27 protein-coding genes are annotated in these 26,463 nt (G+C 75.3%); 15 read left to right on the top strand and 12 right to left on the bottom strand.

Features of this window, described 5'->3' with window-relative positions; genetic code table 11:
- The first annotated feature begins 94 nt into the window (after positions 1-94).
- Complete coding sequence (locus tag ACI769_RS03695; protein ID WP_108048230.1) at positions 95-1,192, top strand: sigma-70 family RNA polymerase sigma factor; 1,098 nt, start codon at positions 95-97, stop codon at positions 1,190-1,192.
- Positions 1,193-1,203: 11 nt separating this feature from the next.
- On the opposite strand, the gene ACI769_RS03690 is transcribed toward ACI769_RS03695, so the two are convergent.
- Both ACI769_RS03690 and ACI769_RS03685 read right to left on the bottom strand, forming a co-directional pair.
- Entirely contained in the window at positions 1,204-1,686 is a 483-nt protein-coding gene (locus ACI769_RS03690; RefSeq protein ID WP_034655964.1) for a DUF1269 domain-containing protein, read from the bottom strand.
- 51 nt (positions 1,687-1,737) lie between these two features.
- Complete coding sequence (locus ACI769_RS03685) at positions 1,738-2,145, bottom strand: hypothetical protein (protein ID WP_051028277.1); 408 nt, start codon at positions 2,143-2,145, stop codon at positions 1,738-1,740.
- Positions 2,146-2,281: 136 nt separating this feature from the next.
- Here ACI769_RS03685 and ACI769_RS03680 point away from each other — a divergent pair, with 136 nt between their 5' ends.
- Positions 2,282-3,571, top strand: coding sequence for an AI-2E family transporter (locus tag ACI769_RS03680; protein ID WP_409141199.1), 1,290 nt, complete (start codon positions 2,282-2,284; stop codon positions 3,569-3,571).
- 54 nt (positions 3,572-3,625) lie between these two features.
- On the opposite strand, the gene ACI769_RS03675 is transcribed toward ACI769_RS03680, so the two are convergent.
- A complete protein-coding gene (locus tag ACI769_RS03675) occupies positions 3,626-4,123 on the bottom strand; it encodes a DUF1269 domain-containing protein (protein WP_043656289.1) in 498 nt (165 codons plus the stop codon).
- 177 nt (positions 4,124-4,300) lie between these two features.
- Here ACI769_RS03675 and ACI769_RS03670 point away from each other — a divergent pair, with 177 nt between their 5' ends.
- Positions 4,301-5,632, top strand: coding sequence for an ion channel protein (locus ACI769_RS03670; protein ID WP_409141198.1), 1,332 nt, complete (start codon positions 4,301-4,303; stop codon positions 5,630-5,632).
- A gap of 15 nt (positions 5,633-5,647) precedes the next feature.
- On the opposite strand, the gene ACI769_RS03665 is transcribed toward ACI769_RS03670, so the two are convergent.
- Positions 5,648-6,067, bottom strand: coding sequence for a phage holin family protein (locus ACI769_RS03665; protein WP_061268381.1), 420 nt, complete (start codon positions 6,065-6,067; stop codon positions 5,648-5,650).
- 196 nt (positions 6,068-6,263) lie between these two features.
- Here ACI769_RS03665 and ACI769_RS03660 point away from each other — a divergent pair, with 196 nt between their 5' ends.
- The 3 genes from ACI769_RS03660 to ACI769_RS03650 all read left to right on the top strand — a co-directional run bounded on the left by ACI769_RS03660 (position 6,264) and on the right by ACI769_RS03650 (position 9,801).
- The gene (locus ACI769_RS03660) at positions 6,264-6,959 is read left to right on the top strand and encodes a hypothetical protein (RefSeq protein WP_409141197.1); all 696 of its coding nucleotides are present in this window, start codon (positions 6,264-6,266) and stop codon (positions 6,957-6,959) included.
- A 170-nt stretch (positions 6,960-7,129) separates the two neighbouring features.
- On the top strand, positions 7,130-9,136 hold the full coding sequence (locus ACI769_RS03655) for a sensor histidine kinase (RefSeq protein WP_409141196.1): 2,007 nt from the start codon (positions 7,130-7,132) through the stop codon (positions 9,134-9,136).
- Positions 9,133-9,801, top strand: a complete 669-nt coding sequence (locus ACI769_RS03650; RefSeq protein WP_409141195.1) for a response regulator transcription factor — start codon at positions 9,133-9,135, stop codon at positions 9,799-9,801. The genes ACI769_RS03655 and ACI769_RS03650 overlap by 4 nt, the downstream gene beginning before the upstream one ends.
- Before the next feature lie 4 nt (positions 9,802-9,805).
- On the opposite strand, the gene ACI769_RS03645 is transcribed toward ACI769_RS03650, so the two are convergent.
- Together ACI769_RS03645 and ACI769_RS03640 are read right to left on the bottom strand one after the other, a co-directional pair.
- A complete protein-coding gene (locus ACI769_RS03645; protein ID WP_409141194.1) occupies positions 9,806-10,183 on the bottom strand; it encodes a VOC family protein in 378 nt (125 codons plus the stop codon).
- Between the two features lie 88 nt (positions 10,184-10,271).
- Entirely contained in the window at positions 10,272-10,715 is a 444-nt protein-coding gene (locus tag ACI769_RS03640) for an acetyltransferase (protein ID WP_232322651.1), read from the bottom strand.
- A 165-nt stretch (positions 10,716-10,880) separates the two neighbouring features.
- Between ACI769_RS03640 and arsB the strand changes: the two genes are divergently transcribed.
- From arsB to ACI769_RS03625, 3 genes are read left to right on the top strand one after another with little or no spacing between them, the layout of a single operon-like run.
- The gene (arsB, locus tag ACI769_RS03635) at positions 10,881-11,987 is read left to right on the top strand and encodes an ACR3 family arsenite efflux transporter (RefSeq protein ID WP_409141193.1); all 1,107 of its coding nucleotides are present in this window, start codon (positions 10,881-10,883) and stop codon (positions 11,985-11,987) included.
- Positions 11,984-13,000, top strand: coding sequence for a metalloregulator ArsR/SmtB family transcription factor (locus ACI769_RS03630; protein ID WP_043656424.1), 1,017 nt, complete (start codon positions 11,984-11,986; stop codon positions 12,998-13,000). Before arsB ends, ACI769_RS03630 begins: the two co-directional genes overlap by 4 nt.
- A 16-nt stretch (positions 13,001-13,016) precedes the next feature.
- Positions 13,017-13,451 (top strand): arsenate reductase ArsC, encoded by a 435-nt coding sequence (locus ACI769_RS03625; protein WP_043656420.1) that lies wholly within the window; start codon positions 13,017-13,019, stop codon positions 13,449-13,451.
- A gap of 50 nt (positions 13,452-13,501) precedes the next feature.
- Here the strand turns inward: ACI769_RS03625 and ACI769_RS03620 are convergent, their stop codons facing one another.
- Positions 13,502-14,920, bottom strand: coding sequence for an FAD-dependent oxidoreductase (locus ACI769_RS03620; protein WP_409141192.1), 1,419 nt, complete (start codon positions 14,918-14,920; stop codon positions 13,502-13,504).
- Between the two features lie 83 nt (positions 14,921-15,003).
- On the opposite strand from ACI769_RS03620, the gene ACI769_RS03615 reads away from it, so the two are divergent.
- Positions 15,004-15,369: a metalloregulator ArsR/SmtB family transcription factor gene (locus tag ACI769_RS03615; RefSeq protein ID WP_114552814.1), complete on the top strand. Its 366-nt coding sequence runs from the start codon at positions 15,004-15,006 to the stop codon at positions 15,367-15,369.
- A 97-nt stretch (positions 15,370-15,466) separates the two neighbouring features.
- Here ACI769_RS03615 and ACI769_RS03610 read toward each other — a convergent pair whose 3' ends face one another.
- Positions 15,467-15,760, bottom strand: coding sequence for a hypothetical protein (locus ACI769_RS03610; protein WP_034656008.1), 294 nt, complete (start codon positions 15,758-15,760; stop codon positions 15,467-15,469).
- A 118-nt stretch (positions 15,761-15,878) separates the two neighbouring features.
- Here ACI769_RS03610 and ACI769_RS03605 point away from each other — a divergent pair, with 118 nt between their 5' ends.
- The 3 genes from ACI769_RS03605 (at position 15,879) to ACI769_RS03595 (ending at position 19,278) form a co-directional block, all read left to right on the top strand.
- Positions 15,879-16,892: a 5'-3' exonuclease H3TH domain-containing protein gene (locus tag ACI769_RS03605; protein WP_409141191.1), complete on the top strand. Its 1,014-nt coding sequence runs from the start codon at positions 15,879-15,881 to the stop codon at positions 16,890-16,892.
- Positions 16,893-16,976: 84 nt separating this feature from the next.
- The gene (locus ACI769_RS03600; RefSeq protein WP_209827887.1) at positions 16,977-17,774 is read left to right on the top strand and encodes an alpha/beta hydrolase family protein; all 798 of its coding nucleotides are present in this window, start codon (positions 16,977-16,979) and stop codon (positions 17,772-17,774) included.
- Between the two features lie 118 nt (positions 17,775-17,892).
- Positions 17,893-19,278, top strand: coding sequence for an FAD-binding oxidoreductase (locus ACI769_RS03595; protein ID WP_409141190.1), 1,386 nt, complete (start codon positions 17,893-17,895; stop codon positions 19,276-19,278).
- Between the two features lie 36 nt (positions 19,279-19,314).
- On the opposite strand, the gene ACI769_RS03590 is transcribed toward ACI769_RS03595, so the two are convergent.
- From ACI769_RS03590 to ACI769_RS03580, 3 genes are all read right to left on the bottom strand, one after another.
- Positions 19,315-19,890 (bottom strand): DUF4240 domain-containing protein, encoded by a 576-nt coding sequence (locus tag ACI769_RS03590; RefSeq protein WP_409141189.1) that lies wholly within the window; start codon positions 19,888-19,890, stop codon positions 19,315-19,317.
- 70 nt (positions 19,891-19,960) lie between these two features.
- Positions 19,961-21,727, bottom strand: coding sequence for an acyl-CoA dehydrogenase family protein (locus tag ACI769_RS03585; RefSeq protein WP_409141188.1), 1,767 nt, complete (start codon positions 21,725-21,727; stop codon positions 19,961-19,963).
- Between the two features lie 112 nt (positions 21,728-21,839).
- The gene (locus ACI769_RS03580) at positions 21,840-22,520 is read right to left on the bottom strand and encodes a TetR/AcrR family transcriptional regulator (protein WP_409141187.1); all 681 of its coding nucleotides are present in this window, start codon (positions 22,518-22,520) and stop codon (positions 21,840-21,842) included.
- A 139-nt stretch (positions 22,521-22,659) separates the two neighbouring features.
- Between ACI769_RS03580 and ACI769_RS03575 the strand changes: the two genes are divergently transcribed.
- Positions 22,660-24,216, top strand: a complete 1,557-nt coding sequence (locus tag ACI769_RS03575; RefSeq protein ID WP_409141186.1) for a class I adenylate-forming enzyme family protein — start codon at positions 22,660-22,662, stop codon at positions 24,214-24,216.
- A 78-nt stretch (positions 24,217-24,294) separates the two neighbouring features.
- On the opposite strand, the gene ACI769_RS03570 is transcribed toward ACI769_RS03575, so the two are convergent.
- Positions 24,295-24,756 carry an Lrp/AsnC family transcriptional regulator gene (locus ACI769_RS03570; RefSeq protein ID WP_021482652.1) on the bottom strand — a complete coding sequence of 154 codons (462 nt, stop codon included), beginning with the start codon at positions 24,754-24,756 and terminating at the stop codon, positions 24,295-24,297.
- 191 nt (positions 24,757-24,947) lie between these two features.
- On the opposite strand from ACI769_RS03570, the gene ACI769_RS03565 reads away from it, so the two are divergent.
- Positions 24,948-26,390 (top strand): NAD(P)/FAD-dependent oxidoreductase, encoded by a 1,443-nt coding sequence (locus ACI769_RS03565; RefSeq protein ID WP_409141185.1) that lies wholly within the window; start codon positions 24,948-24,950, stop codon positions 26,388-26,390.
- The last annotated feature ends 73 nt before the right edge of the window (positions 26,391-26,463 follow it).

The following is a 26,463-nucleotide window of genomic DNA, read 5'->3' as shown; positions in this document are numbered from 1 at the left end:
GCGTGTGTGAGGTGGGCCACTCCCCCCGGGCACCGCGCGCGATCCCGTGACCCCTCGTGCACGTCGAGACGACCGAGTCCTGAGAGGCAGCACCATGACCGACCTCGCCACCCCTGCGACCCTGCGCGGCGACGCCACCGCGACCGCCACTGGCACCGCCCCCACGCCCGCCCCCGCCCCGCTGCCCGACCGCGAGCACCTGGACGCCGTCCTCGACGGCCACCGGCGCGAGCTCACGGGCTACTGCTACCGCATGCTCGGGTCGTCGTTCGAGGCCGACGACGCCGTGCAGGAGACGTTCCTGCGCGCGTGGCGGTCCTACGACCGCTTCGAGGGCCGCTCGGCCCTGCGCTCGTGGCTCTACCGCATCGCGACGAACGTGTGCTTCGACGCGCTCGGCGCGCGCAAGCGGCGCGAGCGCCCGATGGGCCTGGGCGGCCCGCAGGCCCCGGAGCTGGAGAACCTGGGCCAGGTGCTGCCGGAGGAGACGTGGGTCGAGCCCGTCCCCGACGACCGGGTGCTCCCGCACGACGGCGACCCGGCGCAGGTCGCGGTGGGGCGCGAGAGCATCCGCCTCGCGTTCGTCGCGGCCCTCCAGTTCCTGCCGCCGCGGCAGCGCGCGGTGCTGCTGCTGCGCGAGGTGCTGCGCTGGCAGGCGAGCGAGGTCGCGGAGCTCCTCGACACGACGGTGGCGTCGGTGAACAGCGCGCTCCAGCGCGCCCGCGCCACGCTCGCGGCGCGCGCGCACTGGGACAGCTCAGGGCTGGGCGACGAGACGGGATCCGCCGCGCCGGTCGCGGCGAACGCGGGCCTCGGCGACGAGGAGAAGCTCCTGCTCGAGCGCTACCTCGACGCGTTCGAGCGCTACGACATGGACGCGCTGGTCGCGATCCTGCACGAGGACGCGACGCTGTCGATGCCGCCGTACCCGCTGTGGATGCGCGGCCAGGCGGACATCGTCGCGTGGATGACGGGCCCGGGTCACGAGTGCGAGGGCTCGCGCATGGTCCCGGTCGCGGTCAACGGCACGTTCGGGTTCGGCCAGTACCGCCGCGCGGCGGGCGGCGGTCACGAGCCGTGGGCGCTCCAGGTCGTCGAGACGGAGGGCGGCCGCGTCACGGCCATCAACGCGTTCCTCGACACGGCCTCGTGGTTTCCGCTGTTCGGGCTCCCGGAGCGCCTGGACGATTGAGGTGCCGCGGGTCAGCCGAACGTCTCGAGGAGCGTGCTCCGCTCGGCGTCGGTGAGGTTCGTCGCGACGAGCGTGCCGTGGACCCCGTGGAACCGCTCGCCGACGCGGTCGAGGTCGCCGTCCTCGGTGACGACGAACAGCGCCGACGTCCCGGGCGTCACGCCCTCGCGGATGCGGTCGAGCTGGTCCTTGTCGATCCCCACGGCCTCCATCGCCTTCGTCGACGCGCCGATCGCCGCCCCGGCCGCGGCACCGAGCACGGGTACCAGGAACAGCGACCCGAGCAGCAGGCCCCAGAAGGCGCCCCAACCCGTGCCGCGCCACTCGTCCTGGTGGCCGTGGCGCGTCGTCGGCTTGGCCGCGCCCTCCGGCCACGACACGACGGCGGTGTCGACGATCTTGACGGCGTGCTCGGACGCCGAGTCGTGCAGGATCCGGGACGCCGCGTCCGCGCCCTCGGGGGAGTCGAACTTCCAGACGGTGAAGGTGGCCATCGCTCTCTCCGTTCTCTCAGCCGATCGGTCGCCGGCCCGCGCCCCGCACGTTCAGCGTGCGGCGCGCTCGGCCTCGTCGCCGTGCACGACGAGCGCCCACAGGACGAAGACGTCGAGCACGATGGTGACGAGCGACCACCACGGCGTGACCTGCAGGGTCGTGAACTGTGCGATCGCGTTGATGACGACGAGCACGATCGCGACCATGCGCGCCCAGCCCTTGCCGGACAGCAGCGCGAAGCCGGTGAGGACGAGCAGCACCCCGATGACGAGGTGGATCCAGCCCCACGTCGACACGTCGAGGACGACGATGCCCGCGTCGGAGACGCCGACGAGGCTGTTCGGGGAGAACACGGCGACCAGGCCGCTGATGGCGTTGAAGAAGCCGATCGTGACGAGCACGATGCCGGCGAACCAGACCCAGCCGACCCATGCCGTCACCTGTGACGAGCGTGCCATGCCATCCTCCTGAGAACCGTGGAGCCTCGACCGGACGAGCGTGCGGATCGATCGTGGCACCGGCCGCACGGTTCGGCATCCGGAAGGTCGGCGCGTCCCGGGACCGCTGCCCGGCCGCCCCGCTAGGTTCGTGGCCATGACGACGCCGCCCTCCACCGACGACCCGTGGTCGGGCGTCCCGGACGCCGGCACACGCCCCGTCCAGCACGACTCGCGACGCCCGCCGCGCTGGGTGCCGCGCGCGCTCGCGATGGCCGTCGTCGCGGTGTTCGTCGGCGTCTTCGCCTGGTACGCCCTCGGCCAGCTGAAGGCGCTGGGCATCAACATCCTCATCGCGTTCTTCGTCGCGCTCGCGCTCGAGCCGATCGTCGTGTGGCTCGTGCGGCACGGTTGGCGCCGGGGCGCGGCCGCCGCCGTGGCGCTCCTGGGGTCGCTCGTCGGGATCCTCGTCGTGCTCGCCCTGTTCGGGAACCTGTTCGTCCAGCAGCTCGGGCAGCTCGTCCAGTCGATCCCCGCCCTGTACGCGAGTGTCCAGGACTTCGTCGCGGACCGCTTCGACGTCGTCATCCCGGACTCCGACGACCTCCTCAAGCAGGTCATCAACGACTTCGGCGACGACGTCGCGTCCGGCGCCATCGTCGTGACGACGACGATCGTCGGCGGCGTCTTCGCGAGCCTGACGATCCTCCTCGTCACCTACTACCTCCTCGCGGCGGGACCGCGGTTCCGCGCGGCCGTGTGCCGCTGGCTCACGCCGAACCGGCAGGAGGAGGTGCTGCGCCTCTGGGAGATCACCCAGGTCAAGGTGTCGGACTTCATCAACTCGCGCATCGTGCTCGCCGCGCTGTCGAGCGTGTTCACGTTCGTCTTCCTGCTGATCCTCCAGACGCCGTACGCCCTGCCGCTCGCGGTGTTCACGGGCGTCGTCTCGCAGTTCGTGCCCACGATCGGGACCTACATCGGCGGCGCGCTGCCCGTCGCCGTCGCGCTCACGTCGCAAGGGCTGCCGCAGGCCCTGGGCGTGCTCGCGTTCATCATCGGCTACCAGCAGCTCGAGAACCTGTACTTCTCCCCCAAGGTCTCCGCCCGGGCGCTGGAGATGAACCCGGCGGTGAGCTTCGTCGTCGTGCTCGCGTTCGGCGCGGTGTTCGGTGCGCTGGGCGCGTTCCTCGCCCTGCCCATCGCCGCGACGATCCAGGCCGTCGGGAACACCTACCTCCAGCGGCACGAGCTCATCGAGTCGCACATGCTCCACGACCCGGACTCCGAGGGCCACACGCCAGGCAAGGGCAAGGGCAGCGGGAGGGGAGACGGGAAGGGCAAGGACGACGAGGGTCGCACCGCCCGCCGCCGACGCCGCAACCGCGAGGCGAACCTCGAGGCCGAGCGCACGGTCGACGAGCGGCGCGCCGAGGGCATCGACTGAGCGCGGCGCTCCGCTCCCGGGGGGAACGGCGCGGGCTCGCGGGCCGGGGAGCGCTCAGGCGTTCTCGTCGAAGGCCGCGCGGAGCTTGGCCTCCTCGTCGGCGGAGAGGTTCGTCTGCACGAGCTCGCCGTGGATCCCCTCGGCCTGCAGCGCCTCGTGCACGCGGTCGACGACAGCGCCCGACGTGAGGACGAACAGCGCGGACGTGCCCGGGGTGACCTTGCTGCGCACGGAGTCGATGAAGTCGTCGTCGATGCCGACGTCCGTCAGCGCGCCGGCGATGGCTCCGGACGCCGCGCCGATCGCCGCGCCGAGGAGCGGGACGAAGAACAGGAGCCCGAACAGCAGGCCCCAGAACGTGCCGCCGAGCGCCCCGACGGCGGTCGTGTTGTTCCCCTGGCGGGTCTTCGGCTTCTTCTTGCCCTCCTCCCAGGACACGGTGGCCGCGTCCTGCACCTGGATGAGCTCCTGCTTCTGGAGGGCGAGGAGCGCGTCCTCGGCGCGCTGGGCGCCCTCGGGGGTGTCGAACTTCCACACGGTGAGCGTTGCCACGTCAGACCTCGATCCGGATCGTTCGTTCGGCGGGGGCGCGCCGTCGCGCCCCGTGACACGTCGAACGTATCCCCGCCTCCCGGGTCGCGCGCGGCGAGCGCGAGGACCCCACGGGGGCCGGGGCGCGGCGCCGCGGCTCCGGATGCGGTGCGGTCGGGTGCGTGGTTCTCTTCCCGTGTGTCCGACGCGCCGGCAGCCGCCACGACGTCGGGTCGCCTCCTGCGGTCCGTGGTGCCGGCCCTCGTCGTCGGGGTCGTCAGCGCCCTGACGCTGCTCGCGCTCTCCGAGCTCGCGACGTGGATCCAGCACCTCGTGTGGGACCGGCTGCCGGAGGCGTGGGGGATCGCGAGCACACGCACGTGGTGGACCGTCCTCGTGCTCACCGTCACCGGGCTGCTCGTGGGCGTCACGGTCCGGTGGGCCCCGGGGCACGCCGGCATCGACCCGGCGACGACGGAGCTCGTCTCCGAGCCGCTCCCCCTGCGCGCCCTGCCCGGTCTCGCGCTCGCCCTCGTCCTCGGCCTCGCCGGCGGGGTGAGCCTCGGGCCCGAGAACCCGATCATCGCCCTCAACGTCGCGCTCGCCGCGTGGTTCCTCTGCCGCCCGCGGTTCGGCGTGCCCGTCGCGGGTGCCGTCGGTCTGGCGCTGGCCGGGACCATCGGCGCGATGTTCGCCACCCCCGTCGCCGCCGCGCTCGTCCTCACGGAGAGCTTCGCGGAGCGCGGCGGGCAGAGCGGTCCCCTCTTCGACCGGCTGTTCGCGCCGCTGGCCGCGGCCGGTGCGGGGGCCGTGACCATGACGGCGGTCGGGGCCCCGACGTTCTCCGTCGACCTGCCCGACTACCCCGGTCCGGCCCTCGGCGACGTCGCGAGCAGCGTCCTGATCGGCGCCGCCGCCGCCCTCGTCACGGCGCTCGCGGTGGTTGCCCTCCCGGTCGTGCACGCGCTGTTCCACCGCCTGCGCAGCCCCGTGCTGGCGCTCGGCGCCGGCGGGCTCGCCCTCGGGCTCCTCGGGGTCCTCGGCGGGCCGCTCACGCTGTTCAAGGGCCTCGACGAGATGAAGGAGCTCGCGCAGCAGGCCGACACGTTCGCCTGGTCCACGATCCTGCTCATGGCCGTCGTCAAGGTCGCGGCCCTCGTCGTCGCGGCGGCCGCCGGGTTCCGCGGCGGCCGCATCTTCCCGGCGGTGTTCATCGGCGTCGCGCTGGGCCTCTCGGCGTCGTCCCTCGTGCCCGCCGTCCCGCCCGCGATCGCCGTCTCCGCCGGCGTGCTGGGCGCCGTCCTCGTCGTGGCGCGCGACGGCTGGCTCGCGCTCTTCATGGCGGCCGTGACGGTCGGCGACGTCCACCTGCTCCCGGTGCTCTGCGTGGCCGTCCTCCCGCTGTGGCTCGTCGCCCGCTCGATGCGCCCCCTGCGCGTGGACGTCCCCCCGGGCACCCCGGAGTTCCCCGTGCTCGCCCCGGTGGCCGACCTGACGACGACCGGGGACGGCGACCGCAGGGCGCGGTGAGCGCCGTCGGCGTCGTCAGCCGCGGGTCGTCGCCTCGCGGATCCGCTTGTCCTCCTGCCGGCGGTCCCACCAACGGGTGAGGACGAGCCACCCGAGGAGCCAGCCGCCGAGCGCGCTGATCAGCCAGACGACGACCGTCACCCCGATCCACGTGGAGGCCCCGGAGATCTCCAGGCCGTCGCCCACGAGCGTCGCGATCCATAGCGCGAGGAACGTCGACACGAGGCCGATGCCGCCGAGCACCGCGGACGCGTACTTGCGCGCGACGTTGAACACGAAGGGCGCGAGCACCCCCTGGGCCACCGCGAACACGAGGACGGCGACAGTGAACCCGGAGGCGTGCACCGTGACGCCGTCGAAGACGTTCGCGGCGACGAGGAGGCCCACGGCGGCGAGGACCACGTTGATCGCGAAGCTCAGCAGGAACCGGATCATGCCGCAACCGTCCCGCCGCGCGGGAGGTTCCGCAACCGCTGGTGCGGCGCGGGAGCCCCGGCCCGTGCGACCTGCCCGGGAGGTCGGGACGCCTGCCCCTGGGGCCCGGGACGCCGCCCGGCCGACGCTGCGGAGGCCGTCGCACCGCGTGACGGGCCCCGGCCGCGGGAGGCGGCCTCGAACGGAAGGTCGTCCCATGCAGGACAGCTCGCTCACCACGCCGTCGGCGGTCGCCGACGGCACGCCCCGCCGCACCCGCGGCACGACGCCCCGCGCGTGGGCCTGGACCGGGGTCGTCGCCGGCGTCCTCGGCCTCGTCTCGATCCAGTCCTCGATGGCGCTCGGCATCAACTGGGAGGAGACCGCGGGCGACGCGGAGGCGATCGTCGCCGACCTCTCCGGCCGCACGGGCACGCAGGTCGTGTTCCACACCGCGACGATCGCGTGCGCGCTGCTCGTGCTCGTCTTCGCCGCCGGGCTCAAGCGGCGGCTCGACGGGCAGGCGCCCGCCGGGTCGATCCTCCCGACGGTCGCGGGCTGGGGCCTCGTGCTCGTCTCCGTCGCCGGGCTGCTCGGCTCGGGGCTCGACACGCAGTTCCTGTTCGGCCTCGGCGACACGGCGCTCATCGTCCCGGAGTCGGGCGCGTTCTACAGCGACTGGGTCGCGACGATCCCGTGGCTGTGGGTCGGGGCGGGCGTCGCGGGCGTCGCGCTCGGCGTCGCGGCGCTGCGGCACGCGGCCGCGCCGCGCTGGCTCGGCGTCGTCGGGTTCGTGCTCGGCGGGCTCGCCCTCCTCACGGGCGTGTCGCCGCTGCAGTACATGGCGGGGTTCGTCGGCCCGATCTGGCTCCTCGTCACCGCGCTCGGCTTCGCCCTCGGGGACCGGCGCTGAGCACGACGCGCCAGATCGGCGAGGCACGACGAGATCGGCGGGTCCGGTCGGGATCGGCGGTCTGGACCGCCGATCCGGCACGGGACTGCCGATCTCGCCGTCGTCCGCGGCCGGGTGATCTCCCGCCCGGACCCTTCTCGCCGCGCGTGCCGCGGCCCTACCGTGGGCCCGTGGCCGAGCCCGGGCCCGGCCGCGCCGGGATGCCCCGCACGGGCTGGACGATCGGCGTCCTCGCCTGGGTGCTCGGCGTGTCCGCGCTCGCGCTCCAGCTCACGTCCGGCGTCCCGCTCCTGCTGGGCGACCTGCTGTTCGTCGTCGTGGACGCGACGGTCGCGCTCGTCTACGGCACGGTCGCGGCGGTGATCCTCGTGCGGCGGCCCCACGTCGTCGGGTGGCTCGTGGCGCTCGCCGCGCTCGGCGGCGGGGTCGCGGCCCTGGGCGGCGGGTGGCGCAGCTACGCGTCGACCCACCCCGGCCTGCCTCCGCTCACGCCGCTCGCGGACGCCTACGGGTGGGCGTGGGTGCCGGGCACGGTCGGGCTCTTCGTCCTCGTGCCGTGGTTCGTGCGCGGCGGGCGGCTCGGCGCGGGCGCGTGGTGCGGGGTCGCGGGCGGCGTCGCGTCCATCACCGCCTTCTTCCTCGCTCCCTCCGACGACCCGCGCCCCGCGATCGTCGGCGTCGTCGTCATGGGGCTCGTCACCGCGGGCGCGACGGCGTGGCGCCGGTTCCGCGGGCCGGCGGAGGAGCGCCGCGGGCTGGGCCTCCTCGCGCTCGGGACCGCACTCATGGCGCTGTCGTTCCTCCCGCTGCTCGGCACGTGGGCCGACCCGGACGTGCTCCTCGCGCTCCCCCTCACGCATCTCGCGTGCCAGGCGCTGTTCCCCGCCGCGATCCTCGTGTGCGTGCTGCGCAACCGGCTGTGGGGCATCGACCTCGTGCTGTCGCGCGCGACCGTCGCCGCGATGCTCGCGGTCGGTCTCGCCGTCGTCTACGCGGTGGTGGTCGTGCTCGCGACGACCGTCGTCGACGGCCCCGCCGCGCAGGTCGTCGCGGCCGTCGGGGTCGCGCTCGCGGTGCAGCCCCTGCACACGTGGCTGCGGCACCGCGTGCGCACGCTCGTCTACGGGGAGGGGAACGACCCGGGCCGGGCGGCGCTGAGCGTCGGCCGCCACCTGTCGTCCGCGTCGACGGCCGACGACCTCGTCGTGAGCCTCGCCGTCGGCGTGCGCGAGGCGCTGCGCCTGGAGAGCGTGACGATCGAGCGGTCCGCACCCGGCCCGACGGCGTCCGGCAGCCCCGCGGGCCCGGCGCCCTGGGCGGGCCCGGACGGCCACCCGGCGGGGGACGCCGTCACGCTCCCCGTCGAGCACGGCGGTCGGGTGCTCGGCCGGGTCTACGTCGTCGCGCGGGCCGGCGAGCGGCTCGACGCCCGGACGCGGGACGCGCTCGAGCAGCTCCTGCCCGTGCTCGGCGCCGGTCTCGCGCTCGCGCGGGGCGCGCACGAGCTCGAGGAGGCGCGCGACGCCACGACCCGCGCGCGCCTCGCCGAGCGGCGCGTGATCCGCCGGGAGCTGCACGACGGCGTCGGGCCGTGGCTCGTGGGCCTGCGCCTCGGGCTCCAGGGCGCGCGGAACACGCTGCGGACCGACCCCGAGGCCGCGGCCGCGGTGCTGGACGCCCTGGGGGTCGAGGTGGCGCAGCGCGTCGAGGACGTGCGGGCGCTGTCCCGCAGCCTCCTGCCGCCGTCGCTCGACGAGCACGGTCTGGAGGTCGCGCTCGGCGAGCTCGCGGGGCGGCAGGCCCTCGGCGGGTTCGTCGTGGACGTGCGCTGCGACCCGTGCGTCGGCCTCGACCCGCGCGTCGCCGCGGCCGCGTACGCGATCGCGAGCGAGAGCGTCGTCAACGCCGCCCGCCACTCCGGGGCGCAGGAGTGCCGCCTGACGGTCCTGCTCGGGGACGGCGTGCTGGTCGTCACGTGCGAGGACGACGGGCGGGGCGTCGCGCCGGACGCGGTCGCCGGCGTCGGCTCCCGGTCGCTGCGGGAGCGGGCCGACGAGCTCGGCGGGCGGCTCGACGTCACCGCGCTGCGGGCCGACGGCGAGCGCCCGGGCACGCGGGTCCGCGCCACCCTCCCGCTGGTCCCGGTCGGGGCGCTCGCGCGCGGGGCGGCGTCGTGATCCGGGTCGCGGTCGTCGACGACCACCCCGTGTTCCGGCTCGGCATGGCCGCGCTGCTCGACTCGTTCGACGGCGTGCGCGTTGTGGGGAGCGCGGCGTCGACGGCCGAGGCGCGGGCGCTGCTCGGTCTGGGCCCCGGTGGCACCGAAGGCGCCGGGGCGCGGGCCGACGTCGTGCTCCTGGACCTCGACCTCGGCGACGGGTCGGGCGTGGACGTGACCCGCGACCTCGTGCGCGCGGACCCGGCCGCGCGCGTGCTGGTCGTGACGATGCACGAGGACGAGGACGCCGTCGTCGCGGCCGTGCGCGCGGGGGCGCGCGGGTTCCTCGTGAAGTCCGCGAGCCCCGCGGAGGTCGAGCGCGCCGTCCGCGCGGTGGCCGACGGCGCGATGATCCTCTCCCCGTCCGTCGCCGACCGGGCGATGGCGTACGTCGTGGGCGGGCGCTCCGCCGTGCGCGCGCCGTTCCCCCAGCTCACCGACCGCGAGCGCGAGGTGCTCGACCTCGTCGCGGCCGGTCTCGACAACGCGTCGATCTCCCGGCGGCTCGTGCTGAGCCCCAAGACGGTGCGCAACCACGTCGCGAACGTCCTCGCCAAGCTCGCCGTCCGCGACCGCGCCGCCGCGATCGTCCGGGCGCGCGAGGAAGGGCTGGGCGGCGGCTGACGCGTCAGGCGTCGTCGTCCTGGATGATCGACAGCACGTTGCCCGCCGGGTCGGTGAACCACGCGATGAGCGGGCCGCCGCCGCGGAAGACGAAGTCGTCGTCCGTCTCGACGGGCGTGCCCGCGTAGCGCTCGAACTCCACGCCGCGCTCGCGGAGCGCCGCGACCGTGCCCGGCACGTCGGCGACCGGGAAGTTCAGCACCGTGAACGACGCCGGGGCGTGGGCCTCGCCCTTCGGGTAGACGAGCACGCGCGCACCGCCGCCGATCTCGAGCCAGAGCATGTCGTCCCCGCTGACGGTGAGGCCGAGGTCGTCGGCGTAGAACCGCCGCGCCGCGTCGACGTCGTCGACCGAGAACCCGCTGAACGCCGTGTCGAGCATGTCTCCTCCTGGGGTCGCGCGGGCCGGTGCCCGCTCTCCCCAGGGTCGACCGCCCGCGGCCCGCGGGCTCATCGGTCGCGTGACGGCGTCAGGCCTCGCGACGCAGGTGCAGCAGCGGGAACGGGCGCCCCTGGTCGTCCGTCTCGGACCTCCCGGTGACCTCGAACCCGAGCGCCCGGTAGAAGGCCAGCGCGCCCGGGTTCTGCTCGTTGACGTCGAGCTCGACGACCGGGAGGCCGCGCCCGACCGCGTCGAGCAGCGCGCGGCCGGTCCCTCGCCCGTGCAGCGCGGGGTCCACGAACAGCATCTCGACCCGGTGCCCGACGGTCCCGACGAACCCGACCACCCGGCCGTCGACCTCCGCGACCGTCAGGTCGACGGCGCCCAGGTACTCGTCCCGCACCGCGGTCTCGAGCTCGCGCACGTCGTCGGGTCCGAGGAAGTCGTGGGTCGCCTCGACGGCGCGCCGCCAGACGCCGACCAGCGCGTCCGTGTCGTCGGGGCGGGCGGGGCGGAGGACGTGGTCGGTCACGGCACGAGCATGCCAGTGCCACGGCGCAGGGTGCTCCGAGAACTGAGCGAGCCGCTCCTGCGCAGGAGGGACGCTTGGCACCTGCATCGAGACCTGTCAATATAGAAGCATGTCGATGCAACCACGGTGCCTCCGGATCGCTGCCCCCGACGGTCCGGCACTCCCGTGAGCACCCCCGGCACGGCACCGCGGGCGCGGCTGTCGGCGCTCGACCGGTGGCTGCCGCTGTGGATCGGGCTGGCGATGCTCGTCGGCCTGGCCCTCGGCAGGTTCGTCCCCGCCGTGTCCGACGCGCTCGCCGCGCTGGAGGTCGGCGGGATCTCCCTCCCGATCGCCGTCGGCCTGCTGGTGATGATGTACCCGGTGCTGGCCAAGGTCCGCTACGAGCGGGTGGGTGCGGTCACCGGTGACAAGCGGCTCCTGGCGTCCTCGCTGGTCCTGAACTGGCTGATCGGGCCGGCGCTGATGTTCGCCCTGGCGTGGGCCTTCCTGCCGGACCTGCCCGAGTACCGCACCGGGCTGATCGTCGTCGGCCTGGCCCGGTGCATCGCCATGGTCGTGATCTGGAACGACCTGGCGTGCGGGGACCGGGAGGCGGCGGCGGTGCTCGTCGCCATCAACTCCGTGTTCCAGGTCGTCGCCTTCTCGTTGCTCGGCTACTTCTACCTCACGGTGCTGCCCGCGTGGCTGGGCCTGGACACCCAGGGCCTGGACGTGTCGGTGGGGCAGATCGCGCTCAACGTGCTCGTGTTCCTCGGCGTCCCGCTGGCCGCCGGGTTCGCCTCGCGCCTGGTCGGGGAGCGCGCCCAGGGCCGCGCCTGGTACGAGGACCGGTTCCTCCCGGTGATCGGACCCTGGGCGTTGTACGGGCTGCTGTTCACGATCGTGCTGCTGTTCGCCCTGCAGGGCGAGGCCGTCACCTCCCACCCGCTCGACGTCGCCCGCATCGCGCTGCCGCTCCTGGTGTACTTCGCCGTCATGTGGGGCATCGGGGTAGTGACCGGCAAGGCCCTGGGCCTGGGGTACGCGCGCACCACGACGCTGGCGTTCACCGCGGCGGGCAACAACTTCGAGCTCGCGATCGCCGTCGCGATCGGCACCTTCGGCGCCACCTCGGGACAGGCCCTGGCGGGCGTCGTCGGCCCGCTCATCGAGGTCCCCGTCCTGGTCGGTCTCGTCTACGTCTCGCTGTGGGTCGCGCGCCGCTGGTTCGCCGTCGACCCCTACGCCGCGGCGGATCGGGCACCCGAGCCGGAAGAGGTGCGGTCATGACCGCTCGCAGCCTGCCCTTGACCGTCCGTGACCCCGACTGCACGCCGCAGGTCGACGCGCACGCGATCGGGGCCGAGGTCGCGGGCGCGGTCGCGGTCGCGCTCAAGGCCCTCGCCGAGCCGCTGCGGCTGCGGATGCTGTCGTTCGTGGCGACCTCGCCGACCGGGGAGGCGTGCGTGTGCGACCTCGCCGCCCTGACGGACGTGTCCCAGCCGACCGTGTCGCACCACCTGAAGGTGCTGCGCGACGTCGGCGTGCTGGCCTCGGAGCGGCGCGGCACCTGGGTCTGGTACCGCATCACGCCCGGGTACAAGGCCGCGGTGTCCACCCTGCTGGAGTCGTTCGCCCCGGCCGCGCTCGAGGCGCTCGTCGCCCCGCACGAGCTCACGGGCCTGCAGGACGTCGATGCCGCCCTCGACCACCTCGCGACCGACCTCACCGCCCGCCACCCCGACCTCGCGGCGGGCGTGGTGCTGGCCACCGTGCGCGAGTCCTACACGGCGCTGGCCCGCTCGGCCACGGTGTCCGCGCACCTGCTCACCCTGACCGACCGGTTCGCCCGCCAGCGCCTGGCCGACCTCACCCGCGAGGCCGGCGCACGCCCGCAGGTGCTGTTCGTCTGCGTCGCCAACGCCGGGCGCTCCCAGCTCGCCGCCGCCCTGGTCCGCCGCTACGCCGGCGACCGGGTCGTCGTGCGCTCGGCCGGCTCGACGCCGGCATCGGACGTGCACCCCGCCGTGCGACCCGAGCTCGCCGCGTTCGGCACCACCGAGGGCGAGGCCTACCCCAAGCCGTTGACCGACGACGCGGTCCGCGCAGCCGACGTCGTGATCACGATGGGCTGCGGCGACGTGTGCCCGGTCCTGCCCAACACCCGGTACGAGGACTGGCTCGTGGGCGACCCGGCCCTGGCCTCCCCGGCCGGGGTCGCCGCGATCCGCGACGAGCTCGACACCCGCGTGCGCGCACTGCTCGCCGAGCTCCTGCCCGACCTCGACCTGCCCGCACCCTGAGCCACCGGAGACCACCATGACCGACACCGCTTCGAAGCCGTCCGCCCTGTTCGTCTGCGTCCACAACGCCGGCCGCTCCCAGATGGCCGCCGGGTACCTGCGCGCCCTGTCCGGCGGCGCCGTGGAGGTCCGCTCTGCCGGGTCCGCCCCGGCCGACCAGGTCAACCCCGTCGCCGTCGAGGCCATGCTCGAGGAGGGCATCGACCTCCGCGCCGAGCAGCCCAAGGTCCTCACGACGGACGCGGTCCAGGCGTCCGACGTCGTGATCACCATGGGCTGCGGCGACGCGTGCCCGATCTTCCCCGGCAAGCGCTACGAGGACTGGGCCCTGGCCGACCCCGCCGGGCAGAACATCGAGTCCGTGCGCCCGATCCGCGACGAGATCCGCAGGCGCGTGCTGACCCTGCTCGACGAGCTCGGTGTCGCCCCGGTCCGCCTCTCGCAGAGCTGAGGGGTCGGCCGAGCGCCGGTCCCGCACAGGAGCGACGCGAGGCCTGTCGCTCACGGGTGGTCTGCGTCGCCCGAGCGGCCGTGCACGACGCCGGTCGCGAACCCGACCCCGGCCGGTGCCCCGACCCCGAGGGTGACCGGCTGCGGCGCCGCCGGCGCGGTGCCGCAGCACGACCCGCTCGCCCCCGCGCCGTCCGCCTCCAGAGCGAGGTCGGTCGAGCAGACCCCGGTCGCGGGAAGGGCCAGCTCGACCGCGTCGGCCGCAGCCCGGTCCCCTGCCAGCGCCGCCGCGATCGAGCGCACCTGCTCGTAGCCCGTGGCGAGCAGGAACGTCGGCGCACGCCCGTAGGACTTCATGCCTGCGAGGTAGAACCCGTCGTCCGGGTGGGACAGCACCTGCTCGCCGTGCGGCGGCACGGTGCCGCAGGAGTGCTGGTTCGGGTCGATGAGCGGAGCGAGCGCCGCAGGTGCCTCCACGACCGGGTCCAGGTCGAGGCGCACCTCGCGCAGCATGTCCAGGTCCGGCCGGAAGCCGGTCGCGTCGACGATCTGGTGCACCTCGAGGCTCAGCGCCCCGTCGCGCACGGTCCCCAGCACCTGGACGGTTCCGGCACCGGGGACGAGGCGTTCGATCGAGACGCGCGTGAGCAGCGTCAGCCGCCCAGCCTCCACGGCGGCCCGCAGGCGCGTGCCGAGCAGGCCTCGCGCAGGGAGCTCGTCGTCGGCTCCACCGCCGAAGAGGCGACGCGCGGAACCACCGCGGATCGCCCACGTGATCGTGGTGCCGGGCTCGGACTCGGAGAGCTCGACGAGGTTCAGGAGCGTGTTCGCCGCGGAGTGGCCCATCCCGACGACGAGGGTGTCCCTGCCTGCGAACCGGTCGCGCCGGGTGCCGAGCACGTCCGGGAGAGGTCCGGTGACGAACGCAGCCGACTCCTCCTCGCCCACGGCCGGAAGACCCGAGACCCCCAGCGGGTTCGACGTCGAGAACGTCCCCGACGCGTCGATCACCGCGCGGGCCAGCACGTCGGTCACCGTGCCGCCGGCGTCCACCGTCCGCACCCGGTACCCGCGCCGCTCCCGGCCGAGGGAGCGTGTCTTGTCCGCACCGTCGCGGGCGACCGACACCACTCGCGTGCCGGTACGCAGGCGCGGCGCGATCTGCGGCGTCGCGGCCAGCGGAACCAGGTAGCGCCCCACGAGCTCCCCGCCGGTGGGGAGCGCGTCCGGATCCGGCTCCGCCCACCCCGTCGCCTCCAGCAGGCGCCGTGCGGCGGCGTCGACGTCATAGCGCCACGGCGAGAACAACCGCACGTGGCCCCACGACGCCACGGCCGCACCCGGCCCGTCGCCCGCCTCGAGCACGACCGTCTCCAGCCCGCGCTCCAGCAGGTGGGCCGCCGCGGCCAGACCCACCGGACCCGCACCGATCACCACGACCGGGAGCTCGTCCCGCACCACCTCGACCATGACCACCCCTCGCATTGATGATTATCGATGCGAGCATCGTGAACCACCCATCGATGGGTGTCAATGTGTGGCAGGATGGGCACATGACGACGGCCACGCTGCCCCCGGCGCTCCCGCGCGGCGCACCGGGCTGCTGCGGGCCGTCCGTCACCCGGGCGGCAGACCCCGACGCCGCGCGCGAGCTCGCGCGCACCTTCAAGGCCCTGGCGGACGCGACGCGAGTCCAGCTCCTCGCGATCGTCGCCGCCCAGGAGGGCCACGAGGCATGCGTGTGCGACCTCACCGAGCCGGTCGGCCTCTCCCAGCCGACCGTCAGCCACCACCTCAAGATCCTGGTCGACGCCGGCCTGCTGACCCGCGAGCAGCGCGGCCGCTGGGCGTACTACTCGCTCGTCCCGGGCGCCCTCGCCCGCGTCGCACGGTCGCTCACGGAGACCGCGGGGAGCTGAGCGCCGCTCTCGCCGCGCACTCCCGTCGTCCTGCGGACCGTGCGCTGGCGGCGTGAGGACGTCGGCCAGCAGCCGGTCGAGGGCTGACCGCCACCCGTCAGGACCGTCGCCCGCGCAGCGCGACGACGGGCCCCGAGAAGAGCGCGATGCCCAGGACGAACCCGACGTCGTACCAGTTCCCGTTGTTGTCGACCTCGTAGATGCTCACCGTGTCCGTGAAGAGGGACACGATGAACGTGACCGGCAGGATCGTCCCCTGCCACAGACCCCACCAGAAGCCGTAGCCGCCGGGGTTCGCCTCCAGGTTCGGCCCGGCCGCGCAGGCTCCCAGGAGCAGGAGCACCGCGAGAGCCAGGACCGCACCGGCACCCCGTCGTGTCGTCGTGGACATGACGCTCACCTCCGGCACCAGTGAACCGCGCACGGGGAGGGACGGCGACAGCAGGGTCGGCGGCGTGCCGCACCGCGCCCACGGGCGGCGCGTCGGCGGGGTGCGGCAGGATGAGGCCATGAGCCCGAGCACGGACGACGACGCCCCCTCGACCAGCACCGCGCCGGGCGGGGATCTCCTGCTCCTCGACACCGCGAGCCTGTACTTCCGGGCGTTCTTCGGGGTGCCGGACTCGATCAAGGCGCCGGACGGCACGCCCGTCAACGCGGTGCGCGGCCTCCTCGACATGATCGCGACGCTCGTCACCGACCGTCGTCCGACGCGGCTCGTCGCGTGCTGGGACGAGGACTGGCGGCCGGCCTTCCGGGTCGAGGCCATCCCGTCGTACAAGGCGCACCGCGTCGCGGAGCTCGTCCCGGGCACGACGGGCGTCGAGGAGGTCCCGGAGAAGCTCGTCGCGCAGGTGCCGGTCATCGTCGACGTGCTCGCGGCGCTCGGCATCGCGCGCGTCGGGGCGGCGGGCTACGAGGCGGACGACGTCATCGGCACCCTCACGGCGCGCGAGGTCGCGCGCCGCGCGACGGCGGGCGCGACGCCGGACCCGTCGGGGCGGGCGGCGGTCGAGGTCGTCACGGGCGACCGCGACCTGTTCCAGCTCGTGGACGACGCCGCGGCCGTGCGCGTGCTCTACCCGACGAAGGGCGTGAAGAACCTCGACGTCGTCGACCAGGCGCGCCTGCGCGAGCGGTACGGCGTCGCGACGGGGGCGGCCTACGCGGACATGGCGGTGCTGCGCGGCGACCCGAGCGACGGCCTGCCGGGCGTCCCCGGCATCGGCGAGAAGACGGCGGTCGCGCTCCTCGGGAGGTACGGCGACCTCGCGGGCGTGCTCGCGGCGCGCGACGCGGGCGACCCGGGTCTGACGGCGACCCAGCGGCGCCGGCTGACCGAGGCGGCCCCGTACCTGGAGGTCGCCCCGCTCGTCGTGCGCGTCGCGCCCGACGCCCCGCTGGGCGACGTCGACGACGCGCTGCCCACCGCCCCGGCCGACCCGGACGCGCTCGCCGAGCTCGGCAAGCGCTGGGGTCTGGGGTCGTCCGTGCAGCGCCTCCTGGACGCGCTGCGCGGCTGAGCGGCCGCCGCCCGTCCGGAGGGCAGACTGGGTCCGCCGCCGCGGACCGCCGGCGGCCCGTCCGACCCCGCCGGGAGGCGACCCGTGGCTCTCGTCCGCTGCAGCTTCTACTCCGACGTGCTCGAGGTGAGCACGTCGATGACCGTCGTGCTCCCCCAGGCCACGTCGACCCAGATCGGCATGGCCGGGTCGGCGAGCGCCCGCGCCGAGGGCGCCCCGGTGCTCTACCTGCTGCACGGCATGAGCGACGACGAGACCATCTGGACGCGCCGGACGTCGATCGAGCGGTACGTCGCCGACCGCGGGCTGGCCGTCGTGATGCCGCGCGTGGAGCGCAGCTTCTACGCCGACGAGGTCCACGGGCACCGGTACTGGACCTTCCTGTCCGAGGAGCTGCCGAGCCTCGTCGACCAGTTCTTCCGCGTGTCGACGCGCCGCGAGGACACGTTCGTCGCGGGGCTGTCGATGGGCGGGTACGGCGCGTTCCGCTGGGCGCTGCGGCACCCCGAGCGGTTCGCGGCGGCGGCGAGCCTGTCGGGGGTGCTCGACCTCGCCGACGAGTCGTACCGCGAGCGGCGGCTGCCGGACATCGAGCGCGTGTTCGGCGACCGCGAGATCGCGGGGTCGGACGACGACCTGCTGGCCCTGCTGCGCCGCGCCGCCGCCGAGGGCCGCACGGCCGACCTCCCCGACCTGTTCCTCGCGTGCGGGACGGAGGACTTCCTCGTCGACGGCAACCGGGCGTTCGAGCGGGTTGCCGATGAGTCCGGCGTGCCGCTGCGGTCGGAGTTCTCGCCCGGGACGCACGAGTGGGGCTTCTGGGACCGCACGATCCAGGACGTCCTCGACTGGCTGCCGCTGGCCGGGACGCCACGAACCTGACGCGGCGCCCTCCCTACCCCTCGGGCATGTCACAGACCGTGCCCGCGCGTCGTCGTCCAGGTGACCTGACCGCACCTCCGGCCGTGCAGCGCGCACACCGACGAAGGGGACCAGCACCATGACCGCCTCCACCACGCTCTCGCCCACCGACGTCGCCGCGCTGCGGGACCGCGTCACGGGTCGCGTCCTCGCGCGGGGCGACCTGCCCGACGGCGGCCCGACCGCCGCGGAGGCCGTCGCCGCGCACAGCACGCTCGTCGCGCACGACCCCGACGTCGCGGTGCTCGCGGAGACGGAGGCCGACGTCGTGGAGGCCGTACGGTTCGCGGCCCACCACGGGCTGCGCGTGCGGTCGCACGCGACGGGCCACGGCCAGTCGTCGCCGATCACGGACGGCGTCGTCCTCGGGACGAGCGGCCTCGCGGGCGTCGAGGTCGACCCGGCGTCGCGCGTCGCGCGCATCGGTGCCGGGACGCGCTGGAGCGCGGTCGTCGACGCGGCGGCAGAGCACGGGCTCGCGCCCGTCACGGGCTCGTCGACGTCCGTCGGGGTCGTCGGGTACACGCTCGGCGGCGGGTACGGGCCCCTGACGCGCAGCCACGGCCTGACGTCGGACCGGGTGCGCGGCTTCCGGGTCGTGCTCGCCGACGGGTCGGTCGTCGAGGCGGGCCCGGACACCGAGCCGGACCTGTTCTGGGCGCTGCGTGGCGGCAAGGGCGGGCTCGGCGTCGTGACGCGCCTCGACCTCGAGCTCGTGCCGCTGCGCACGCTGTACGCGGGCTCGCTCACGTTCGACGCCCGGCACGTCGAGGAGGTCCTGCGCGGCTGGGCGGCGTGGACCGCGACCGCGCCCGACGACGTCACCACCTCGGTCGCGGTGCTCGCCCTCCCGGACCTGCCGTTCGTCCCGGAGCACCTGCGCGGCCGCACGGTGCTCGCCCTGCGCTTCGCCTACCCGGGCGACCCCGCGGAGGGCGAGCGCCTCGCCGCGCCGCTGCGGGCGCTCGCGCCCGCCCTCGCCGACACGGTGGGCGAGCTGCCCGTGAGGGCCGTCGCGACGATCCACGCGGACCCGGAGGACGCCGGGCCGTCGTGGGTCTACGGCGCGGGCCTGCGGGAGGTGGACGAGGAGTTCCTCGACCGGTTCCTCGCCGAGCTCGGGCCGGGCAGCGGGTCACCGTTCGTCGCGGCCGAGCTGCGGCACGTCGGCGGCGCCGGGGCGCGCGACGTCGAGGGCGGGTCCGCCGCGGGCGGCCGCACCGCCGGGTTCCTGCTGAGCCTCGTGGGCGTCAACCCGCCGCGGCTGCCGGACATGGTCGCCGCCGCGGCCTCGTTCGCGCAGTGGTCGCAGCCGTGGGCCGCGACGGAGACGAACATCAACTTCCTGCCCGGGCCCTGGACGGACGACGCGCTCGCCCGGGCCTGGTCGCCCGAGACCGCGGCACGCCTCGCGTCGGTGCGCGCGGCGTACGACCCGACGGGCCTGTTCGCCTGGCGCGTGTGACCCGGTCCGCCCCCGGTCCCCCGGGGGCGGACCGGGTCACACGGCGAACAGGGCGGTGAGCCGCGGGAGGCGGCGCGCGTTCTCCTCGTCGTCGTCGAAGTCCCACGGCTCGCCGGCGGGCTCGCTGCGTGCCCGCACCGACGACGTCCGCTCGCGCGCCGCGTAGTACGCCTCGTCGTCCTCGCCGGTCGCGCGGGACCACGCGTCCCCCACGAGCGAGTCCAGCGACTCGAACCCGAACCAGGGCGACCCGCCGTCGGCCATCGCGGCGACGACGGGGTGGTCGGCGAGCGAGTCCGGGTCGGCCAGGGTGCGCTCGAGCACCGCCCGGCCGGCGAGGACGAGCCCGTCGCGGAAGTCCATGAACCCGTCGTCGCTGCACCCGCCCTCGACGAGGTAGGCCGCACCCCACACCGGCCAGGCGTAGGCGTCGTTCGCCACGTCCCCTGCCACGTCGACGAACGCCAGCATCTCGTCCGCGGTGAGGCGCTCGACGAGGAGGTCGGTGAGGGCGCCGGGCAGCGGGTCGTCCTCGGCACCGCGGTCGTCGGCACCCGCGCCCGCCCGCTCGCGTGCCGTCTCGACGATGCCCCAGAAGGTCTCTCGGTCCATGGCGCGGACGGTACGGCGAGGCACCCACAGCCGGCCCGGCCACCCGCGACGTCGGCGCAGGCCGGTCCGCTCACCGGCCCGGGGCGGTCCCGAGGTGCGTGTGCCGCGCGAGGATCGCGTGCGCGTCGGTGCCCCGCGGCAGGACGCCGTAGCCGTGGCCGCGGTCCTCGCCGAGCCGCGCGGCGACGAACGCGTCGGCCGTGCCCGACGGCGCGTGCCGCACCACGAGCGACGCCTGGAGCGCGAGGGCGAGGGACTCCACGACGCGACGGGCCTGCGCCTGCTGCGCCCCGGCGTCGGCCCCCGCGACCTCCGCGAGCAGACGGCGCGTGCGCGCGACGTGCGCGTCGAGGACGGGGTGCGCGCCCGCCGTCGTAGCGAGCTCCGCCTCGAACGCCGCGACGGACGCGGGCTCGCGGCCCATCGCGCGGAGCACGTCGAGCGCGATGACGTTGCCCGACCCCTCCCAGATCGCCATGACCGGCTGCTCGCGGTAGCGACGGGCGAGCGGGAACGCCTCCGTGTAGCCGTTGCCGCCCAGGCACTCCATCGCCTCGTACGCGTGGTGCGGCCCGCGCTTGCACACCCAGTACTTGCTCACGGCGGTCGCGAGCCGGCGGAACGCGCGGTCGTGCTCGGACTCGCCGTCGTGCGCGGCGGCGAGGCGCACCGACGTGAGCGTCGCGGCCTCGGACTCGAGCGCGAGGTCGGCGAGCACCGCGGTCATCGCGGGCTGGTCCACGAGCGCCGCGCCGAACGCGCTGCGGTGCCGCGCGTGCCACAGCGCCTCGGTGACCGCCTGGCGCATGCCCGCGGCCGAGCCGTGCACGCAGTCCAGCCGCGTGCGCGACACCATCTCGATGATCGTCCGCACGCCGCGCCCGGGCTCCCCGACGAGGAACCCCACGGTGCCGTCGAGCTCGATCTCCGACGACGCGTTCGACCGGTTGCCCAGCTTCTCCTTGAGGCGCTGGATGCGGAACACGTTGCGCGTACCGTCCTCCAGCACGCGCGGCACGAGGAAGCACGACGGCGCCCCCTCGCCCGGTGCGCCCGGCACCTGCGCGAGCACGAGGAACGCGTCGGACATCGGCGCCGAGCAGAACCACTTGTGCCCGGTCAGCAGGTAGGCGCCGTCCGTCCCGGCGCGCACGGCCGTCGTCGCGTTCGCGCGCACGTCCGAGCCGCCCTGCTTCTCCGTCATCGCCATCCCGACGAGCACGCCGGGCTTGCTGCCCGGGGCCGCGAGGGCGCCGTCGTACCCACGGGAGAGCAGGCGCGGCTCCCACGCCGCGGCGAGCGACGGCGCGTGCCGCAGCGAGGGCACGGCCGCGTGCGTCATGGAGACCGGGCACGCGTGGCCCGGCTCGACCTGCGCGAACAGCGAGAACACCGCACCCCGCACGACGTTCGCCCCCGGCCCGGGCTCCGCCCACGCGCTCGTGTGCGCGCCGTGCGCGACGGCCGCCCCGATCACCTCGTGGTACGCCGGGTGGTACTCCACCTCGTCGATGCGGTGGCCCCGGCGGTCGTGCGTGCGCAGCACGGGCTCGTGGACGTTCGCGAGCTCGGCCGCCCGCTGGAAGTCCCCCGTCCCGACGAGCGCGCCGACCTCGACGAGCCGGTCCTCGCCCCACGCCCCGCCGTACGCGTGCACCGCCTCGCGCAGCACGGGGTGGTCGAGGTACTCGTTGACCCCCTCGCGCTCGGGCGGCTGGTTGGTCACGCGGTGGGTCGTGCGGGGCGCCGGGTGCGGGACGGCGGTCGCGGCGTCGGTGACGCTTGCGGTCCCGGCGGCCCGGGTGGGGGTGTCGCTGCGGGTGTCGGTCGGGGTCACGGTGTCCTCCTGCGGCTCTGCGGGTGGCTCGGGGTCGGTGCGGCGGTGCTCGGGTGCGGCCCGGACGCTCGCGTCAGGTGGGTGGTTCGGGCGGCCGGGTCGGGTGGGCAGGTCAGGCGGGAGCGGGCGCCACCGCCCGGGCGCCCACGGCACCCAGGCAGAAGCGCTGGATCGTGGCGACGACGGCGTCCCGCTCGCCGGGGGTCGGCCCGGGGCCCGTGGACCCGCCGTCGCGAACCGCGGCGAGCGGCGACAGCGGACCGGTGAGCGACTCCCCGACCGCGCCGACGAGCGCCGTCGCGACGACCGCGACGTCCTGGTCGGGGATCTCGCCCGCCGCGACGCCGTCGCGCACGACGTCCGCGAACGTCGTCGCGTACGCGCGGCGGTACTCGAGGCGCGCGGCGTCGACGGCCGGGTCGACGGGCTCGAGCAGGAGTGCCCACGCGAGCGTCGGGCCCCGCAGCGCGCGTCGCGCGAACGTGTCGACGGCGCGGCCGAGGCGCTCCGCGGTGCCGCCGCCGGGCGGGTCGTCGCTGCGCGCGGCGGCGGCCGCGCGCACCGCGTCGAGCTCGACGTCGGCCGCCTGGCGGAACACCGCGACGAGCAGGTCGGCCTTCGTCGGGAAGTAGGAGTAGACGCCGCCGGTGCTCACCCCGGCGCGCGCCGCGAGCGCCTGCACGCTCGCGCCGGCGAACCCGTGCTCGGCGACGATCGTCCGCGCCGCGTCGAGCAGGGCGTCGCGCTTGCGCTCGCGGGCGGCGCGCGTCGCCGGGGTCTCGCGGTAGGGCACGGGTCCTCCGTCGTCGTCGGGTGAACCGCCTCGGGGCGGCTTCCACGAAGAATTGAAGCATGATTCAATTCATCGCGGTACCGGCCGCCGGGCCGGAGGCGTCGAGGACGACGCCGCGCACGACGTCGAGGAGGACGACATGCACCTGGGCAGCATGCTCGAGAGCACGGCACGCAAGGTCCCGACCAAGGAGGCGCTCGTGCTGGGCGAGCGTCGGCTCACGTACGCCGAGCTCGACGCGGCCGCGCGCCGCGCGGCGGCCGTCTTCCGGGACGCCGGCGTGCGCTCCGGCGACCGCGTCACGGTCATGACCTACAACACGCCGGGGTTCGTCGTCGCGGCGTTCGGCCTGTGGCGCGCGGGCGCCGTGCTCGTCCCCGTCAACCACAAGCTCCAGGCGCCCGAGGTCGCGCGGCTCGTCGCCCACAGCGGCGCCGTGCTGGGCGTCGCGGACGCGAGCCTGGCCCCCGTCGCGACCGCCGCCGCGCCCGCGGTGCGCTGGCTGTGGACGGAGGCGGACGCCGTCGGGCAGGACGCGGAGGGGGCGCCGGGGCGCGACGACTTCGACGCGCTCGTCGCGGCCGCCGCGCCGTGGGACGGCGTGCCGCCCGACCAGGACACCATCGCCCAGGTGCTCTACACGTCCGGCACGACGGCGGCCCCCAAGGGCTGCGAGCACACCCACCGCGGGCTGAGCTCGGTCGCGGCCTACACGACGGCGGCCGTCGGGCTGCGCGCGGACGACCGCTTCCTGCTCGCGATGCCGATCTGGCACGCCTCGCCGCTCAACAACTGGTTCCTGTCGATGGTGTTCCTCGGCGGGACGACCGTGCTGCTGCGCGAGTACCACCCGATCGAGATGCTGCGGACGGTCGAGGCCGAGCGCACGACCGCGTTCTTCGGCGCGCCCATCGCGTACGTCGCGCCGCTCCAGGTCGCCGCCGCGCAGGGCATCGACCTGTCGACGTTCGACCTGTCGAGCGCACGGCTGTGGCTCGCCGGCGGCGCGCCCGTCGGTGCCGACACCGTGCGGGCGATCCGCGCGGCCTACCCGGGCGAGCTGCACCAGGTCTACGGCATGAGCGAGATGGGGCCGGTCGGCACCGCGCTCGGCCCGGCCGACCAGGAGCGCAAGGCGGGCTCGATCGGGCACGCGGGCATGCCCGGCGTCGACGTGCGGGTCGTGGACCTCGACGGGAACGACGTCGGCCCGGGCGGGACCGGGGAGATCTGGCTGCGGTCGGACACCCGGATGGTCGGCTACCTCGACGACCCGGAGGCGACCGAGGCCGTGCTCGTGGGCGACTGGTACCGCACCGGCGACGTCGTGCGCGTCGACGAGGACGGGTACCTGTTCATCGTCGACCGGCTCAAGGACGTCATCATCACGGGCGGCGAGAACGTCTACTCCCAGGAGGTCGAGGAGGCGCTGCGCGGTTCCCCGGAGGTCGCGGACGTCGCCGTCGTCGGGCGGCCGCACGCCGACTGGGGCGAGACGGTCGTCGCGTTCGTCGTCCCCGCTCCCGGCGCCGAGCCGACGCTCGACTCGCTGCGCGCCTTCCTCGCCGACCGGCTCGCGCGCTACAAGGTGCCGCGCGACGTCGCGCTCGTGACCGAGCTCCCCCGGAACCCCTCCGGCAAGCTCACCAAGCACGTCCTGCGGTCGCGCGTGCGGGAGGGGACGACGGTGGCGTGAGGCCGGGGACGCCGCTCCCTGGGCGCACGGCCCGGGAGCGGACGGCACCGGGGCGGACGCCCTGAGAGGCGGACGACCTCAGGGGCGCGCGTGCTCGAAGATCACGGTCGTGCTCGTCCCGGCCACCTCGGGGCGCACGCTGAGCGTCCGGGACACCAGGTCGCGCAGCGCGTCCGAGTCGGCGACCGCGACGTGCAGCAGGAAGTCGCGGTCGCCGGTGACGAAGAAGACGCCCTCGACGTCAGGCAGCGTCAGCAGGTAGTCGCGGAACGCCTCCAGGCCCTTGCGCGCCCCGGCCTGGAGGCGGATCGCGATGAGCGCCTCGAGCCCCCGGCCGAGCGCCGCGGGGTCGACGTCGGCCCGGAAGCCCCGGATCACGCCGCGGTCCACGAGGGCCCGGACGCGCGCGTGGCACGTCGAGGCGGCGATCCCGACACGGGCGGCGACGGCCGCGTTCGTGGCGCGCGCGTCGGTCGCGAGGACGTCGAGGATGCGGCGGTCGACGTCGTCCAGCGCGGGCGGTCGAAGATCCTTCGGCACGGTGGGCCTCCCCTGGTCGGTGGGCGAACGTCGGGACGGCGGTGGCAGCCCGGAGCGACGATCCTTCGGCACATCTTGCCGCACACCGAAGGATCCACCACGCTGTGAGTCGTGCGGCACCATCCCGCCGCACACCAGCCACGCGCCCGCCTCGCCACCCGCGGGGCGGGCGTCGGTCGAAGGAGCCCGGCGTGAGCACGACCTCTCGTCCCCGTCCCCGTCCCCGTTCCCGCGACGCCCGGTCGGCACCCCCCGGCCGCGCCCCTCGCACGGCCGTCGTCGTCGGCGCCGGCATGGTGGGGCTCGCGACCGCGTGGCATCTCCAGGAGCAAGGCGTCGAGGTGACCGTCGTCGACCGCGAGGGCGTCGCCGCGGGCTCCTCGTGGGGCAACGCCGGGTGGCTCACCCCCGGCATGGCGATGCCGCTCGCCGACCCGTCCCTGTGGACGTACGGGCCGCGCGCCCTCCTCGACCCGGCCGCTCCCCTGCACGTCCCGCTGCGGTTCGACCCGCGCCTGTGGACGTTCTTCGCGCGCTTCATGGCGCACGCGACGCAGGCCCGCTGGGACCGCGCGATGGCGGCCCTCACCCCGATCGACCGCGTCGCGCTCGACGCGTTCGACGAGCTCGCCGCGGGCGGCAGCCTCGGCCACGGCGTCGAGGCCGGCACGACGCCCGGCCCGTTCACCGTCGCGTTCGAGCACGTGCGCGAGGCCCGACCCTTCCTGCGCGAGCTCGAGCACGTCGCCGCCGCCGGGCAGACCGTCCCGGTCCGGCGCGTCGAGGCCGGGGAGCGCGCCCACCAGCTCACCGACCGCGTCTCCACCGTCTACGCGCTCGAGGGCCAGCGCTTCCTCGAGCCCGGACCGTACGTCCATGCCCTCGCCGACTCCGTGCGCGCCCGCGGCGGCACCATCCTCACCGGCCTCGACGTGCTCGACGTCGAGCCCGGCCGCCTCGGCGCGTGCGTCTTCGCGCGCGCCGTGCACCCCGACGCCGCCCGGCACCCCGCCCTCGTGGGCGCCGGGGCGAGCGACGGGCCCGGGATGACCGACGGCGTCGGGCCGGGCGCCGGGGCGCCGCGCCGGGCCGGCTCCCCCGCCGACCGCGAGGAGGGCGTCGTGCTGCGGGGCGACGCCGTCGTGCTCGCGACCGGCGCGTGGCTGCCCTCGCTCGCGGCGCCGCTCGGCGTGCGGACGCGCGTGCAGGCCGGACGCGGCTACTCGTTCACCGTGAAGACCGACGAGCCCGTCGAGACGCCGATCTACCTGCCCGCGCGCCGCGTCGCGTGCACGCCCTACCAGGGCCGGTTCCGCATCGCGGGGACCATGGAGTTCCGCGGCCCGGACGAGCCGCTCCAGCCCCGGCGGATCGAGGCGATCCTCGCCTCCGTGCGGCACCTGTTCCAGGGCGTCGACCTCGACGACCGGCACGACGAGTGGGTCGGCTCGCGCCCCGTCACGCCCGACGGCCTGCCGCTCGTCGGCGCGACGCGCACGCGCGGCGTCTACGTCGCGGGCGGCCACGGCATGTGGGGCATGGTGCTCGGGCCCGCGACCGGCCGGGCGCTCGTCCACCTCGTGACGACCGGCGAGACCCCCGACGAGATCCGGGCTTTCGACCCGCTGCGCTGAGCCCGGCGGCCGGGCGCCCTCGGACGGCTCCCGGCTCGCGGCCCCCGGCTCGCGGCTGGCCGAACCCGGCCGA

This window comes from Cellulosimicrobium sp. RS (assembly GCF_046159675.1).
Taxonomy (GTDB): Bacteria; Actinomycetota; Actinomycetes; order Actinomycetales; family Cellulomonadaceae; genus Cellulosimicrobium; species Cellulosimicrobium funkei.
This window is presented reverse-complemented; position numbering and strand designations above follow the sequence as displayed.